This window comes from Simplicispira sp. GW247-4R2A (genome assembly GCF_059424465.1).
In genome coordinates, this window is the sequence record NZ_JBWKZM010000002.1 from 218,865 (window position 1) to 234,266 (window position 15,402).

At 65.6% G+C, this 15,402-nt stretch carries 18 protein-coding genes; 16 read left to right on the top strand and 2 right to left on the bottom strand.

Going from position 1 to position 15,402, the window contains the following annotated elements:
- The first annotated feature begins 62 nt into the window (after positions 1-62).
- The 3 genes from AC07ZH_RS02540 to AC07ZH_RS02550 all read left to right on the top strand — a co-directional run bounded on the left by AC07ZH_RS02540 (position 63) and on the right by AC07ZH_RS02550 (position 2,570).
- On the top strand, positions 63-2,117 hold the full coding sequence (locus AC07ZH_RS02540) for a ParB/RepB/Spo0J family partition protein (protein ID WP_495198410.1): 2,055 nt from the start codon (positions 63-65) through the stop codon (positions 2,115-2,117).
- A gap of 61 nt (positions 2,118-2,178) precedes the next feature.
- Positions 2,179-2,391: a hypothetical protein gene (locus AC07ZH_RS02545; RefSeq protein WP_495198411.1), complete on the top strand. Its 213-nt coding sequence runs from the start codon at positions 2,179-2,181 to the stop codon at positions 2,389-2,391.
- A complete protein-coding gene (locus AC07ZH_RS02550; RefSeq protein WP_495198412.1) occupies positions 2,388-2,570 on the top strand; it encodes a hypothetical protein in 183 nt (60 codons plus the stop codon). Before AC07ZH_RS02545 ends, AC07ZH_RS02550 begins: the two co-directional genes overlap by 4 nt.
- Here AC07ZH_RS02550 and AC07ZH_RS02555 read toward each other — a convergent pair.
- Positions 2,560-3,228 (bottom strand): hypothetical protein, encoded by a 669-nt coding sequence (locus AC07ZH_RS02555; protein WP_495198413.1) that lies wholly within the window; start codon positions 3,226-3,228, stop codon positions 2,560-2,562. The two genes, AC07ZH_RS02550 and AC07ZH_RS02555, sit on opposite strands and share 11 nt — an antisense overlap.
- 899 nt (positions 3,229-4,127) lie before the next feature.
- On the opposite strand from AC07ZH_RS02555, the gene AC07ZH_RS02560 reads away from it, so the two are divergent.
- A complete protein-coding gene (locus tag AC07ZH_RS02560) occupies positions 4,128-4,442 on the top strand; it encodes a DUF736 domain-containing protein (protein ID WP_495198414.1) in 315 nt (104 codons plus the stop codon).
- Positions 4,443-4,819: 377 nt separating this feature from the next.
- Here AC07ZH_RS02560 and AC07ZH_RS02565 read toward each other — a convergent pair whose 3' ends face one another.
- On the bottom strand, positions 4,820-5,113 hold the full coding sequence (locus tag AC07ZH_RS02565; RefSeq protein WP_495198415.1) for a helix-turn-helix domain-containing protein: 294 nt from the start codon (positions 5,111-5,113) through the stop codon (positions 4,820-4,822).
- Positions 5,114-5,337: 224 nt separating this feature from the next.
- Here AC07ZH_RS02565 and AC07ZH_RS02570 point away from each other — a divergent pair, with 224 nt between their 5' ends.
- From AC07ZH_RS02570 to AC07ZH_RS02625, 12 genes are all read left to right on the top strand, one after another.
- Positions 5,338-5,685, top strand: coding sequence for a DUF2958 domain-containing protein (locus AC07ZH_RS02570; RefSeq protein ID WP_495198416.1), 348 nt, complete (start codon positions 5,338-5,340; stop codon positions 5,683-5,685).
- A 345-nt stretch (positions 5,686-6,030) separates the two neighbouring features.
- A complete protein-coding gene (locus AC07ZH_RS02575; RefSeq protein ID WP_495198417.1) occupies positions 6,031-6,816 on the top strand; it encodes a DUF2285 domain-containing protein in 786 nt (261 codons plus the stop codon).
- Between the two features lie 83 nt (positions 6,817-6,899).
- On the top strand, positions 6,900-7,181 hold the full coding sequence (locus AC07ZH_RS02580) for a helix-turn-helix transcriptional regulator (protein ID WP_166159142.1): 282 nt from the start codon (positions 6,900-6,902) through the stop codon (positions 7,179-7,181).
- 26 nt (positions 7,182-7,207) lie between these two features.
- Positions 7,208-8,065 carry a replication initiator protein A gene (locus AC07ZH_RS02585; protein ID WP_495198418.1) on the top strand — a complete coding sequence of 286 codons (858 nt, stop codon included), beginning with the start codon at positions 7,208-7,210 and terminating at the stop codon, positions 8,063-8,065.
- Between the two features lie 253 nt (positions 8,066-8,318).
- Positions 8,319-8,957 (top strand): ParA family partition ATPase, encoded by a 639-nt coding sequence (gene parA / locus AC07ZH_RS02590; RefSeq protein ID WP_495198419.1) that lies wholly within the window; start codon positions 8,319-8,321, stop codon positions 8,955-8,957.
- Complete coding sequence (locus tag AC07ZH_RS02595) at positions 8,954-9,214, top strand: chromosome partitioning protein ParB (RefSeq protein ID WP_495198420.1); 261 nt, start codon at positions 8,954-8,956, stop codon at positions 9,212-9,214. Before parA ends, AC07ZH_RS02595 begins: the two co-directional genes overlap by 4 nt.
- A complete protein-coding gene (locus AC07ZH_RS02600) occupies positions 9,211-9,768 on the top strand; it encodes a DUF2840 domain-containing protein (protein ID WP_495198421.1) in 558 nt (185 codons plus the stop codon). The genes AC07ZH_RS02595 and AC07ZH_RS02600 overlap by 4 nt, the downstream gene beginning before the upstream one ends.
- Entirely contained in the window at positions 9,765-10,340 is a 576-nt protein-coding gene (locus AC07ZH_RS02605) for a S26 family signal peptidase (protein ID WP_495198422.1), read from the top strand. Before AC07ZH_RS02600 ends, AC07ZH_RS02605 begins: the two co-directional genes overlap by 4 nt.
- 447 nt (positions 10,341-10,787) lie before the next feature.
- On the top strand, positions 10,788-12,776 hold the full coding sequence (locus AC07ZH_RS02610) for a relaxase/mobilization nuclease domain-containing protein (RefSeq protein WP_495198423.1): 1,989 nt from the start codon (positions 10,788-10,790) through the stop codon (positions 12,774-12,776).
- Between the two features lie 223 nt (positions 12,777-12,999).
- Positions 13,000-13,683 (top strand): glutathione S-transferase N-terminal domain-containing protein, encoded by a 684-nt coding sequence (locus AC07ZH_RS02615; protein ID WP_436128954.1) that lies wholly within the window; start codon positions 13,000-13,002, stop codon positions 13,681-13,683.
- Between the two features lie 2 nt (positions 13,684-13,685).
- Positions 13,686-14,297: a 2-hydroxychromene-2-carboxylate isomerase gene (locus tag AC07ZH_RS02620; protein ID WP_495198424.1), complete on the top strand. Its 612-nt coding sequence runs from the start codon at positions 13,686-13,688 to the stop codon at positions 14,295-14,297.
- Between the two features lie 75 nt (positions 14,298-14,372).
- Positions 14,373-15,402: dihydrolipoyl dehydrogenase (locus AC07ZH_RS02625; RefSeq protein ID WP_495198425.1), on the top strand; the 1,030-nt coding region annotated here is incomplete at its 3' end.

Here is a 15,402-nt window from a genome sequence, read left to right on the forward strand (position 1 = left end):
TTCCCCCCGCCGGAGGGGCGGTTCCCCTCCATTCCCTTGTTTCACTCGATTGGAGATTCACCATGAACGCCGTTACCACCACCGAAGCCCAAGCCGTCCACACCGCAGCCAGCAGCGCCGCCAACGTGCTGCAAGCTGCCGACCCGAGCAAGCACATGATCCTGGTGCCGCTGTCGCGGCTGGTGCTGCGCCCCACGGGCCGCAACGTGCGCAAGACCGTCCCGCGCATGTCCATCCCCGAGCTGGCCGCGAGCATCCAGCGCGTGGGCCTGCTGCAAAACCTGATCGTGATCCCCGCCGCCGATGGTCTGCATTACGAGGTGGTGGCCGGTGGCCGACGCCTCGCGGCCCTTAAGCTGCTGGCGAAAAAGCACCGCATCGCCAAGGATTGGAACGTGCCTTGCCTGCAGGTGGCCGATGGCACGGCACGGACTGCCAGCCTCACCGAGAACGTGCAGCGAGAGGCCATGCACCCGGCTGACCAGTTCGATGCCTTCGCCGCCCTGGTGGCCGAGGGCCGGCCCATCGAGGACATTGCGGCGGATTTCTCCGTAACGCCGCTGGTGGTGCAGCGCCGTTTGAAGCTGGCGAATGTCTCGCCGCGCCTGATGGACGACTACCGGGCCGATGCCGTGACGCTCGATCAGTTGATGGCCCTTGCCATCACCGACGACCATGCCGCGCAGGAGGCCGCGTTCTACGATGCGCCGCAGTGGCAGCGCAACCCGTCCGCGCTGCGCGAGCGCCTGACCGAGCGCGAGATTGGAGCCTCGCATCCGCTGGTACGCTTCGTCGGGCTGGACGCCTACGAAGCCGCAGGCGGCGGCATCCGCCGCGACCTGTTCGCGGAAGGCGATGCGGGCGTGTATGTGTCCGACACTGCGATGCTGGAAACGCTGGTGCGCGAGAAGCTGACTGGCATGGCCGACACCATACGCACCGAGGGCTGGGCCTGGGTGGACGCCACCCCCGCCATGACCCATGCCGACCTGCAAGCCTTCCAGCGTGCCCCGAGGGAGCGGCGCACGCCGAACAAGCGCGAGGCGCAGCGCATCGAGCGGCTGCAAGAGAAGATGCAGGCCGCAAGCGTTGCCGTGGATGCGGCGATGGACGCCGACGACGAAGACAAGGCCGAAGCCTTGCAGGAAGAAGGCGAACGTCTGGGCGAGCAGTTGCAGGCGCTGGAAGACGGCTTGGAGGGCTACAGCGCGAGTGTGAAAGCCGCAGCCGGTGCCATCGTCACCATCGACCGCAACGGGGACGCCGTGATCCATCGCGGGCTGCTGCGCGAGGCCGAGGCCAAGGTGCTGCGCACGCTGGAGAAGCTGCGCCAAGGCTTTGCCGAGGGTGAAGGCGCGAACGAGGATGAAGACGAAGCGGCGGAAGAAGCCCAGGCCCAGGCCCCCGCCGTCTCCGACCGGCTGGCGCAGCGCCTGAGCGCGCACCGCACCGCAGCGCTGCAAATCGAGGTCGCCCGGCATCCGCAAGCGGCGCTGGCCGCGCTGGTGCATGGCATGGTGCAGAGCGTCTTGCAGGGGCGCTACTACGGGCACGACATGCCGATGGGGGTTCGCCTCACCGTGCAAGACCGGCTGGAAGGCATGGCCCCGGACTGGCCGGAATCACCCGCCGCCCTGGCGCTGCGCGAGGTGCAGCAGGCATGGGGCGACAAGCTGCCCGAGGACAGCGCCGCACTGTTCGCCGCGCTGCTGGCGATGGAGCAAGGCGAGCTGGTCCAACTGCTGGCCGTGTGCGTGGCGGGGGCGGTGGACGTGGTAACCCCGCGCGCCACGCCGCACCAGCCTGGCGCGGAACTGGCGCAGGCCGTGGGCCTCGACATGGCCGCATGGTGGAAGCCGAGCGCGGAAGGCTACTTCAAGCACGTTCCGAAGGCCGCGATCCTGCAAGCCGTGGGCGAGTTCGCGCCGGATCACGTCAACCGGCTGGGCAAGCTCAAGAAGGCTGATATTGCCAGCGAAGCCGAGCGGCTGGCCGGTGGCACGGGCTGGATGCCTGCCATCTTCACGGCCGAGGGGCCGCAGGAGGCCGCATCGGATGAAGGCCCGGAAGAAGCCCCCGCCGTGGTGGATGAAGCGGCCGAAGCGTTGGCCGCTTGACCCTCGATACAGACCAACGCCCCGGCCCCGGCCGGGGCGTTGGCTTGCAGGGGCCGGACCCATGCCTACCACCGACACTACGAGCCGCCCGAGGATGGCGGCGATCTATGAACCGGGCACGGTGCGCGCCCGCCGCTGGCACGGCGCGGGCGATGTGCGCGGCTACCGTCCACCCTCGGGCTGGACGGCCCGCGCCGACCTCACGGACGTTCACCCCATTACGGCCCGCGCCCTGGCGCGGCCCGTGTGGTGGATCATCGAGACGAAGGAATGACGCCAGCACCCGGCCCAGGCCGTTCCGACCTGGGCCGGGTGGATTCAAAAATCTGGGCGCGGCGGTGGCCGCGCCCGGTGTTGAACCCCGAAGACCAGCCAGAACGCCGCAGCCTTCGCTACCGCCTCGGTTGCGGCGTTGGCGCGTCGGTCGATGGCGAGGGCCCGATCACACCTTGATCGGGCCAAACATTCCCGTGTAGATCAGCGTTTCCCAAACCTTCTTGATCCCCTGTCCGGTCTCCTGGCTCACAAACAGCGACGACCTGGCGCCGTGAGGGGCGCCCAGGAAATACGAACGCATCGACTCCCAGGTCTCCGCGACTTCCGACCAGGTCCAGCATGGAACCTCTTTTTCCAGGATAAGAGGAACTGCGATGGACAGCGGGATCATGTTGTCCATTGGAAAGAGCTCTTCCCAATTGCATTTGACCAAAATCGGGGTGGTCTCTGCGGCGTAGAACTGTACATCCAGCCTTTCCGCTGTGATGTGAGCAGCGTGGTGGCGGGGAAGGGCGACCACGGAGTCCAGTACATCTTGGCCATCGCCATAGGGGCAGGTGATGAATCCGTTGACGAAGTGCCGCGTGTGATCGAGGCCCTTGTAGCCGCACCGATCACTTGGTCTGGTTGTGGGGTGACGGCCATGGTGATTGCGCACCAGCGGGTGCCAGGTTGGGTACCTGTCAACCACAGGTCCGAGCTCATCCACGATGTCCCGCAGTGCTTGCTTGCTTCGCGCTCGTTCCGACTCGTCCGCATCCCGGGGGCGGGGGACAAGGTATTTCTCCACTTCGTCGTACCCAGCCTGTGCCGCTTCGTCTGCTCTGAATGCCATGATTGACTTTGGTTGGCTAATGTTGTGCGTGAGTTTATTTTTTGCGCATGAAATGTCAATATTGTGCGTAAATTTATTGATTCATGTTGGTTGGCGGTTCGTAGTTCGACAACCATGAGCGTGCCGGCGTAACGCGCCGTCGGGCTCTCGGACTGCGCCCCGTGCCGACTTCGCTGTCACGGCCATTTGGCTTCCATCCCTCACGCCTTCGCGCCTGCGGCACTGCGCGCTTCGCTTGCCTCCGGGGGACAGTCCCGCGGACTCTCCCCGCCGCGCATGGCTTGGCGCCCCTCGATACCGCCGAACCGGCATGCGCCGGATCGGCCGGGCCAGCGTCCCGCTGCGATGGACGGGGCGCTGGCGAACACGCCGGCGCTTGCTGCGGCAGGTTGTGCAAATGCGTGCTGTCCTCAACGCTGGCGGATCCTGCCCATCACGTCGCGAAGGACGACTGACGCCAGTTCACGTCATCCCCGCCCGGCATCGCCATGGAGTTTCCACGCCAAGCCTCAAGACCGGCGCCGCAAGGTGCGGCGGGGGCGTTCTCGTCTGTCGTCGGGGGGGGCCTGGCCCGCGTTAGTGGGCGAGCCGGCGCAGCCTTCGTGCGGGGATGCCGAGCCGGCCCCGTCTCCTTGCGGTGCGGTTCGGCCCAAGGCGTCCTTGTGTTGTTGTGAATCCTGGCGGTGGCGCGGCTGCGCCTCGGGCTTCATGGCTGCAACCGTCCGGCGAAAACAATTTCCCCTCTGCTGCGCAGATTCCTCGCGCGACAAGTTCTTTTCGCCTCCCGGCTCTCCACTGCGTTGCGACCGCAAGCGGTGCAGCCCGCCCGTCCCCCGCCGGCCGGATCACAACAAGGACGCGATGGGCGCGAACCTTGTTCCACCAAAAGGAGTTTCATCATGGCCAACATCGGCAGCTTCAACGCAGACAAAGACGGCTTCACCGGCACGCTTCGCACCCTGACGCTCAACGTCAAGGTCAAGCTGGTTCCCAACGACAAGGGCGACAACGAGAAGGCCCCCGACTTCCGCCTGCAGGCCGCCGGTCACGACATCGGCGCGGCGTGGAAGAAGACCAGCGAAGCCGGGCGGGAGTACATCTCCGTGACACTCGACGATCCTTCGTTCCCGGCCACGGTCTACGCCCGCCTGATCGAGGGCGATAACGGCACGCACGACCTGATCTGGTCACGCAGTAAGCCCCAGGCGGCGTGACCGCCGCCCGCAGCGCCCCGCCACACGGCGGGGCGCTGCGCTGTGGGTTCGCCCCCAACGCGGCGGCAGCAGGTCGTGGCCCATGGCGGGCCGTGTCTTCCTGGTCTTCCTGTCTAGAGGCAGCGTCTGCAGTGGTTGTCTGGGCCTGGCGTGTCGGCGCGGTGCGCCGCCGGGCTTTGCGGGCTGCGCCCCGTGCCGTCTTTGCCGTCACGGCCATTCGGCTCCAATCCCTCACGCCTTCGCGCCTGCGGCGCTGCGCGCTTCACTTGCCTCCGGGGGAAAGCCGTGCGGGCTATCCCCGCCGCGCAGGCTTGGCGCCCCTGGAATACCGCCGAACCGGCTGAGCCGGATCGGCCTTGCCAGCGCATGCGCACACGCTATGGCGTGCCACCCTTCTTCGTCATCGTCTCCAGCTCCTGCCGCACCTGCGCCAGCAGCTGGTCGGCCTGCCGCAGGTCGTCACCGGCATAGGCCAGCGTCAGCAGCGTGAGCGGGTGGACCTCCATGACCTCGCACAGTTCGGCCAGCTTGTTCAGGGTCGGGCTTTTCATGTCGCGCTCCAGCGTGCTCATGTAGGTGCGACTGGACACGTCGGAGAACGCCTCCTGGCTCAATCCACGCGCTTTCCTGATGGTCTTTAGTGCCTCCGACAATGTATGTTTCGCTGCCAACCCTGGATCTCCCCAAAATCCAAGATGACAGTCGATTGCGCCCTATAGGGCTACAATCTATAGTGTTCAATTCTGCTGACCTGCCGTTTTTGTGCTTTTACGGAAATCCGCATCCACGGCTTCGCACAGAAGCGCAAAGCCGCTTGCGTGTTTTTCCTCCAATCCGCCTATACGTTTCTGTGCTTTCACGCTTCGGCGGCTTTGTGCGAATGAGGGGGTAACCCGTGGACCGACTCATCACCGACGACGAGCGCAGGCAATTGCTGGACCACGGCGCGGCTCGTGTCGCTGGCCAGGCCATCGACCCGCAGCCCGTCGTGCGGCTCTTCACCCCGGACGCGCACGCCACCTGGCTGCTGGCTTCGCTCAGCCCAGCCGATGGCGACACGGCCTATGGCTTGATCGACTTGGGGATCGGCATGCCCGAGCTGGGCGAGATCAAGCTGTCCGACCTCGCGTTCATCGTCGGGCCGCGTCGGCAGCCCGTGATGCGGGATCGATATTTCCGGGCGGCGCGTACGCTGTCGGAGTACACCAGGCTGGCCCAGGAGAACGGCTCCATCGTCGATTGAGCCGTCCGCGCCGCAGCCAAGCCGGGCGTATTGAGGCTATTTCGGTCTTGCTCCAGACCTGCCAAGTCTCAGTCTGCACTGTTGCACTAAACCGGTGCGACTCTGGCGAAACCAGCCATGACGCAGCGGGCTTTATGGGGCACGGTGGATACCGCAGGAGGCGGCATTTCCTCGCGCGCCACCGTCGCATTCAGACGATTCGCACAACGTACAGTATTGCTTTTCGTCTTGACACGCAAGTTACTAATCTAACAGCTTATTCACGATTGGATGCTGACTCGATGCGGTGACGTTTGCGCGTGAAACCTGCGACGGCAGTCCTGCGGTTTCACGGGAGCTTGCGTCATGGCCGAGCCGCACCACCTTGCGCACTGGTATCCGACGGCCGCGTATCTCTACGTCCTGTGCCTGGATGCGCTCGCGCTGGCCTGGGAGTACGTGCGCCGCCATCCCGACTACAGGCTCGACTGGCTGCGCCACCATCGCCGGCAACCAACACATCAGGCTGCGCAACAAGCGGCGTTTCGCTGGGGCCTGCGCCTGCTGGAAGACCCGTCACTGGATGCGCGCGACGCGCATCCGGCCTGGCTGCCCGGCCACGCGGCCGTGGTGCAGCTCTATCCCGATGCCGATCCGCCGCCCGATGCCAGAGCCTTCGCGTTCTGGCGCCTTCCTGGTCACAAGCAACTGCTGCACGACGGCAAAGGGCTGGCGCTGATCGCGCGCAGCCCCGGCCATTGCGCGCGCTTCGCGCTGGCGCCCGGCCTGGAGGACGGCATGGCTGTCGCCTATGCCTGTCGCGGCGGCGCTGCCGCACCCGCGTGCGACTGTGCGCCCGGCGCGGCCCTGGCCGACGCCAAGCCCAGGCCGAAACCGGCGGCGCTGTTGGATTTGCACACCTTGCAGGCACTCGACGCGACCCTGGCGGGCGCGTCCTTGCGCGAGGTGGCCGAGGGCTTGTTCGGCGCCGACGCGGTGGCCGCCGACTGGCACGCCGATGGCGACCTGCGCGCCCGCGTGCGTCGTCTGGTACGGCGCGGAGATGCGTTGATGCGCGGCGGCTATCGCCGCTTAGCACAGCTTGCGCCGCTTGAGAAGGGACGTTTCGAAGGGGACTCAAAACGTCCCTGAGCAGGAAGGCCGCGTTTTCTGAGACTGCCTCCATCCGGCCGCGCTGTGTGGTCGGGGGTTACCAACCGATGGAGGTTCACACCATGCGTCCTGCTCCCTTGCGGCCTGCCGCTGCTCCCGCGCCCGTTGCCGCACAGCCGCAGCGTTATCTGACCAACGACGAAGCCGCGGACTATTTGCGCCTGTCGCCGCGCACGCTGGAAAAGCAGCGCGTGCTCGGCGGTGGGCCGAAGTTCCGCAAGTTCGGCCGTCGCGTCATGTATGCCGTGGCCGACCTCGATGCCTGGGCCGCGGATCGCAGCTTCGAGAGCACGTCCGATCCCGAGTACGCCGAGCACCACGCGGCGGACAGCCGTGCGCGCTGATCTCTGGCGCGCGGGTGGCCTTCGCCGTGTCCAGCCCTGCGCTGCCGTCCCAGCAGCGGCCGTCGCAAGAACGCGAGCAGCTCGACCTGTTTCGCGCCTTGCCGGGCGACATGGCGCCGCGCGACAGCCAGGACTTGATGGCCTTTCCGTTCTTCTCGCTGGCGAAGTCGCGGCGCACGGCGCCGATCGACTTCCAGGCCAGCGGTGTGACGATCCGTGTGGAGGGCACGCAGGAACATGGCATCGCCACGATCTGGGATGCGGACGTGCTGATCTGGGCTGCCAGCCAGATTGTGGAAGCGCGCGACGCGGGCTTGCGCCCGTCGCGGCTGATGCAGGCCACGCCCTACGAGATCCTGCGCTTCATCGGGCGCGGCACGTCGCTGCGCGACTACCAGCGCCTCAAGGCGGCCTTGGATCGCTTGCAGTCCACTACGGTGGCCACATCGATCCGCGAGACCACGGGAAGGCGTCTGCATCGCTTCTCGTGGATCAACGAGTGGAAGGAGCTGGCCGACGCCCGCGGTGCGCCGCTGGGCATCGAACTGATCCTGCCAGACTGGTTCTATGCCGGCGTGGTCGACTCCGCCCTGGTGCTGACCATCGATCCGGCCTACTTCCGGCTCACCGGCGGCATCGAGCGCTGGCTGTACCGCCTGGTGCGCAAGCACGGCGGGCGGCAGGAACACGGCTGGCAGTTCGACTTTCGGCACCTGCACCGCAAGTCGGGCAGCACCACGCGCTTCTCGGACTTCGCCTACGACCTGCGTGCGCTGGTGGCACGGCAGTCGCTGCCCGGCTATGTCCTGGGCATCGAACGGATGCCAGACGATGGAGCCGAGCTGCTGGCCTTCCGGCCCGTGCCGCCCACGGCACGGGGATAAGTGGTGTGTGGCCTGTGGACGGCCTCGTGCTATCAGGAGTACGGGGCCTCGTGCTATCGGGAGTACGGCTATCGTGCTATCAGGAGTACGGATCGGCCGTTAGGCCAATAACGGCGCGGGTTTGGGCCTCTCTTAACTTCCCTAACTTAAATTCTCTAACTTTTAGTAGAAGCGCCGCGCGACGGTGGACAACCACCACGCGGCCACAAGAGCAGCAGCAACAGCGGGGCTTTCCAGCAAGGAGGGCTTGGCCATGATCGTCGCGCTGCTCAACCAGAAAGGCGGCGTGGGCAAGACCACGCTCGCCACCCACATCGCCGGCGAGCTGGCGATGCGGGGGCAATCGGTCATCCTGCTGGATGCCGACCCGCAGGGCTCCGCGCTGGACTGGACGCAGCGACGCAGCCAGCAAGGTTTGCCAAGGCTTTTCAGCGCCGTGGGCCTCGCACGCGAAACGCTGCACCAGGAAGCGCCAGAACTCGCCAGGCGGGCTGATCACATCGTCATCGACGGGCCGCCCCGCATCGCTGCGCTGGCGCGTTCCGCGCTGCTGGCGGCCGAGCGCGTGCTGATCCCGGTTCAGCCCAGTCCCTACGACCTGTGGGCCAGTGCCGAGATGGTGGCGCTGATCCGCGAGGCGCAAGTCTTCCGGCCAGCGCTGCGCGCGGGCTTTGTCATCAACCGACGCGTCAGCACCACGGTGATCGGACGCGAAGCGCGCGGTGCGCTGGCCGACCAGCCACTCACGGCGCTGCGCTCGGAGGTGCGCCAACGCATCGTGTTTGCCGACAGCGTGGCGGCTGGCCGGGTCGCCCGTGAAACGTCACCCGATAGCGCCGCGGCCCGCGAAATCACCGCGCTGGTGGACGAACTGCTGCGGTGGCCGACATGACAGCGAAGCCACCCGCACGCGCGAAGCGCATCGGCATCGGCGCACGCCCGCCCGCGAATCCGCACGCCGAGGCGTGGATTCGCCAGGGCAGTGCCGACGACCTCCAGAAAGGCGACGTCTACTCAGCCCGCCTGACCCTCGACGTTACGCCCGCCATGCGCTCGCGCATCAAGGTATCGGCCTTCACGCAGGGCGTGACAGTGGCCGATCTACTGCGCGCATTGCTGGAGCGGGAGTTTCCGGAGAAGCAAACATGAGGGCATCCGCTTTGCCTACCAATTCCAGCGAGACTGACGCGGCTGTGACTGCCGCGTCGCCGTCACTCGCTACGCTCTCCCGCCGCTCTGGTGCAACGCCGCTGACGCGCGTTTCGCTGGCCTTCCTTGAGCATCGATTCAAGCTCTACCTGCGCTTCGGCGAGCCAGTACGCACGCTGCGGATGGACCGCTGGCGCAGCGTAGCCACGTTCCTGCCGAGCGCCGTGTTCTGCCGCATCCGCTGGCAGTCCAACGACTACGGAACGATCCGTTGGCAGCTCATGGTGATGCAGGCTTGCACGCCGCTCGATGCTGCGCAGCGCATCCCCGGTGTGCAGCCGGGCGCTTGCCTGCTATTGCACGCCGAAGGCGAGCAGTCGGTGCGCGCCGTGCTGGGGCGCATCGACGCCATCGAGGCGCTTGGTATCGCGCCAGTCGGCGCCTCGCCCGCGTACTGGCGCACACTCGCCAACCGGCTCGCGGCGCGCTTGCCGCTGCCCGAGTACACCGCCGAACGGCACGCTGCATGGCTGGCCGGGAGGGCGTTGCCATGACCATGATGCCGGCGACACTTCTTCGCTCGCGTCTGCGCGCCCGCCTTGTGCTGGCAAGCGTGTCCGCCTGTGGCCTTGCAGCGCTGGCCTGGGCGTCCTTCGTGCATCCGCTGCCACGTCTGACCTACAACCCGTCCGACAGTGTGGCAGTCGGCTGGTATCGAATCGATCCGATGGGTCACGCTGCAGGCTCACCGTCACGTCCGTTGTCCGTGGGCAGCATCGTCCTGACCACGTTGCCGCCGGACGCTGCCACGCTGGCAGCGCAGCGCGGCTACCTGCCGACGCGCGTGCCGCTGCTCAAGCGCGTGGGCGCAGTGGCGCCGCAGGAGGTGTGCATCGTTGGTGGCAGCGTTCGCATCGACGGCGTGGCTTCGGTCGCCTTGCTGCCAGCCGACCGATTGGGCCGTACGCTGCCATCCTGGCCGCAGTGCCGCCAGCTCCGGCCCGATGAACTGTTCCTGCTCAGCGCGACCAATCCGGCGTCGTTCGACAGCCGGTATTTCGGGCCGATCAGCGCATCCGCCGTGATCGGCATAGCGCACCCGGTCTGGCTGGAGTCGCGCCCATGAAGGCCGCCGACTCGCTGCACGTTGTCGTGCTTCTTGTCGTGCCCTCGGGCGTGTCGTTCTGCTGGCCGTCGGCGTGCCGTCGCGCATGCAGTGCGTGCGCATCCGCAGCGCGATTCGCGCTGCCTCCGGCACAGCCGTCCAACGTGCAGGCGTCTTGCCTCGGGCGCGCAGGCCTGTGGCTCTGACCGCGTTCGCCGGGGCGCTGGCTGCTCACGCAGCGGCGCCACCGGGCCGCAAGGGCCGGGAGCGAATGCGGGAGGCCAATGCGGAAGGCAAGACAAAAGGGGGCGGCACCCAGCCGCTCGCAAAGCCAGTCTGCACGTGGGGGTGGCGCGACACGGCGCGGCTTCGCCGCCGTGCCGCTTGGGGCGCGAGGCCCGCGCCAATGCTGGCATGTCCGCGTGCTTCACACGACCAGACACGCCGCAGCTCTACTGGGAGACAGCCATGAGCGACCGTCGCGACGATGAATTCCGCATCCGGCCCGGCGCCCCGAAGAACCGGGGCCAGGGGTTCATTTCCAAGGTTCTCAAGCAAGCCGGCAAGGCCAGCAGCGGCAAGTCCACGGTGCGTCGCCCAGAATCGGCGCGTGGCACGGGCCAGCGCCCCGGCTCGCGCCTGGGACGCGGCCACACGGCGGCGCGCTTTGCGGGCGCGAAGCTGACACCCCTATCGCGGCGCGCGACCATCAAGACGCTGCTGGTCAACCAGCGCCAGGCCAGTCCGCAGTCGCTTGCCAAGCACCTGCGCTACATCGAGCGCGACGGCGTGGGTCGTGATGGTGAGCCGGGCCAAGCCTATGGGCCGCAGACGGATGAAGCCGACCTCGATGCGTTCAAGGAACGCTGCGCCGACGACCGGCACCATTTTCGCTTCATCCTCTCGCCCGAGGATGGGGCTGAGCTGGAAGACCTGCGCACCTACACCCGGCACCTGATGGGCCGCATGGAGGCCGACCTGGGCACGCGCCTGGAATGGGTTGCGGTCGATCACTGGAACACCGACAACCCGCACACGCACATCGTCGTGCGCGGGCGCGACGACATCGGCAAAGACCTCATCATCGCGGGCGACTACATCGCCGATGGCTTCCGGCATCGCGCCGCCGAGCTGGCGACAGAATGGCTGGGGCCACGCACCGATTTGGAGATTGAGCAGACATTGCAGCGCGAGGTGACGCAAGAGCGGTGGACGAGCCTGGATCGCACCCTGATGCGCGAACTTGGCGAAAACGGCCGGGTGCAGATAGAACGTTTCAATGAACCGCGGCTGCAACGCCAGCGCTCGCTGCTGATCGGTCGACTGCAACGCTTGCAGCGACTGGGCCTGGTCGATGAGGTGCAGCCCGGTAGCTGGGCCATCCATGCTGATGCCGAGAAGACCTTGCGCGCTCTGGGCGAGCGTGACGACATCATCCGCACCATGCAGCGCGCCATGAGCGGCCAGCCGCGTGAACTGAAGGTCTTCGAGCCTGGTCAAGATGAAGGAGGTGGCCGCACGGTCATCGGCCGCGTGGCCGCCAAGGGTCTGGCCGACGAACTGCGCGACCGGGCCTATCTCGTAATCGACGGAATCGACGGCAAAGCTCACTATGTCGCGCTCAACGCCCGCGACGAACCCGCGAACTACCCGACCGGCGCTGTGGTGGAGGTACGCGGTTCGGCTGACGTGCGCACGGCCGACCGCAACATTGCAGCGCTGGCAAGCAGTGGCCTGTACCGCACGGATCATCACCTGGCGATTGTGCAGGGACAGGCCCCGACCGGGCGGGACCCGCAAGAGGTAGTTGCGGCCCACGTTCGCAGGCTGGAAGCCCTGCGCCGCGCCGGCATCGTGGAGCGTGTGATTGAAGGGCTCTGGAAGGTGCCGGACGACCTAACCGAGCAGGGCCGTCGCTACGACGCGCAGCGCCTCGGTGGCGTGGCGGTGGAGTTGAAATCGCAACTACCCATCGAGCGACAGGCCCGTGTGATCGGTGCGACCTGGCTGGACCAGCAGTTGATCGGTGGTGGCAAGGGGTTGGGCGACCTGGGCTTTGGCAGCGAGGTCAAGGATGCGCTGCAGAAGCGGACCGACTTTCTGGCAGAACAAGGACTGGTCGAGCGACGCGGGCGTCGCGTGATTCTCGCGCGCAATCTGCTGGGAACGCTTCGCGACAGGGAGGTGGCGCAAGCCGCCAAGGGCATCAGTGCGGAATCTGGTTTGGAGCATCGCCCGTCAGCCGATGGCCAGCGCGTGACCGGTATCTATCGGCGCAGCGTCATGCTCGCCAGTGGGCGCTACGCCATGCTCGATGACGGCATGGGGTTCAGCTTGGTGCCGTGGAAGTCGGTAATCGAGCCGCGGCTGGGGCAGCAACTCGCCGCGACGGTGCGCGGCAGTGGGGTGTCTTGGGAGATCGGTAGATCACTAGGAAGGGGTATCGGGGGGTCTTGAAAGACAGATATGAATAGATCACTTCGCCAGCAGGAATCGTTGGCAAGGAGAAGTCAACTTGTCGGTCTGCATCAACCTTTGTGACTGAATACGTCCAGTACTCCGGAGCCGATCTGTCGTTGCAAAGACATCACCCTTCAGTTCTCCCTGCTAACCTGCAACGGAGTTTGAGTTGGGTATCCACAGACCCCGAGTGGATCAGCTTCATACAAAAGGAGACAGGATGATAGATCTATACAGCTGGGCGGCACCGAACGGGCACAAAGTGCAGATTCTGGTTGAGGAACTGGAGATTCCATACCGGGCCATTCCGATCAACATCACCGCAGGCGACCAGCACACAGACGGCTATCGCGCGATCAATCCGAACGGGAAAATACCAGCCATCGTGGATCACGCGCCGTCCGACGGTGGCGTGCCGTTCACGGTCTTCGAGACTGGCGCCATCATGGTCTACCTGGCGGAGAAGGAGAAGCGCTTCCTCCCTACCGAACTGCGCCAGCGCAGCGAAGTACTGCAGTGGCTGTTTTGGCAGGTCGGTGGGATCGGTCCGATGATGGGCCAGGCCCAGCACTTCTTCCGCTATGCGGCTGAAAAGGTGCCCTATGCCATCACACGCTACCAGACGGAGACAAGACGTCTCTTGAAGGTTCTGGATGACCGCCTTGAAGGTCGCGAGTTCATCTGCGATGAGTACTCAATTGCTGACATGGCCAGCTTCGCCTGGATCCGGATCCACAAGATGACCGGTGTCCCGCTGGACGAGTTCCCCCGTGTGCAGGATTGGTATGGCCGGGTGCGCAGCCGCCCTGGCGTTGGCCGCGGCCTGGATCTCCTGAGAGACCAATGGGTGGACGTGACGAAGTCCGACGAAGCGAAGCTCAACCTTTTCAAGAAGAACCGCTAACCATGTCGATCGACACTGACCGGGTGGAAGCGTTCTTCGATTTGCGAAGCCCGTACTCCTACCTCGCGCTCGGACCGGCCCGCGCGCTTGCTCTGCGCAGCGGCGTCGCCTTCGATTGGTGGCCTTACGTGACGGACTTCCACTCCGCGTACGGTGGGGAAGTCGAGCAGCGATCAAGCCGCGACGTCGCGAAGCTGAAGTACCTGTACATGGATTGCCGGCGGCTCGCAAAGCTGCAGGGGTTGACGGTGCGGTCCACGACGAAGCTCTGGAATCCGACGCTCGCGAGCCAGGCCATTCTTTTTGCAAAGGCCAGGAATCGGCTCTGGGAGTTCTGCGACCCGGTGCTCGCTGCATTCTGGCGGCGCGAGTTCGACTTGGAATCTCCCGCGGAGGTAGAGGCGGCTCTGGTCAACGCGGGGCTGTCGCCTTCGGAGTGGAGCGAGTTCCTGCAAAGAGACGCCGAAAGAGCATTGGCGGGGGCGCTCGAACATGCAGAGAGGCTAGGCGTGTTTGGCGCCCCGACTTTCATCTACAGGGGCGAGATGTTCTGGGGCGGAGACCGCATGGATCTGCTCGAGTCGGCGATCTTGGATGCACCCGCAAAAGGGTAGCGTCGAACGCTTTGCCCAGCGGTTTCTAGCTTCTCAGAGTTTAGCGGCCAGTCTCTTTTCTCTTTGGAATGGTTCATGAATAGAGTCCATGTGGATGTGGCGATCATCGGAGCGGGGAGCGCCGGGATGTCTGCCTACAAGGCAGCCCTTGCCCATACGTCCAGTATTCTGGTCATCGAGGGTGGGCCATACGGAACGACCTGCGCGCGAGTCGGCTGTATGCCTAGCAAGCTGCTGATCGCAGCTGCCGAGGCTGCGCATGCGGCGGACCAAGCCCATGCGTTCGGCATTCAGGTTGGGGCGGTCCATGTCGATGGCACGGCGGTGATGAAGCGCGTTCGTGATGAACGTGATCGCTTCGTTGGATTCACCGTGGACGCAGTGGAAGGTTGGCCGTCTGAGCATCGCTTGCGTGGCTATGCGAGATTCCTGGATGACCACACTCTGCAGGTAGATGAGCACACCCAGGTGGTTGCCGAACGCATTGTCATCGCCACCGGCTCCCGTACAAACGTGCCGGCGCCGTGGCGGCAAGCCGCAGGTGAGCGGTTGATTGTCAATGACGATGTCTTTGAATGGACCACGTTACCGGATTCAGTTGCCGTGCTGGGAACAGGCGTGATCGCGCTGGAGTTGAGCCAGGCGCTGTATCGCCTCGGGGTCAGGGTGAAGCTGTACGGGCGCAGCGATCGCATGGGGCCGCTGACAGACCCTGCCTTGCAGATGCTGACCTCGCAGATCATCGGCGATGAAATTCCTGTGCAGATGGAGGCGAAAGGTCTGCGCTTGAGCCGTGACGGTGACGAGGTACTGGTGCACGTTGGCGACGATACGCAGCGATTTGAACGAGTATTGGTCGCCAGCGGCCGGAGCGCGAACCTCTATGGACTGGATCTGTTGCGGACCACGCTTCCAATCGACTCGGACGGTATTCCGGTCTACGACCAGGAAACGGGCCGTGTCGGGGAGAGCCACGTCTTCATTGCGGGCGATGTCACCAACGAGTTGACGGTGTTGCATGAAGCTGCTGATTCAGGCCGCATTGCCGGGGACAACGCAGGGCGCTATCCGGAGGTGGGGGGGGGGGGGGGGGGGGGGGGCGGGG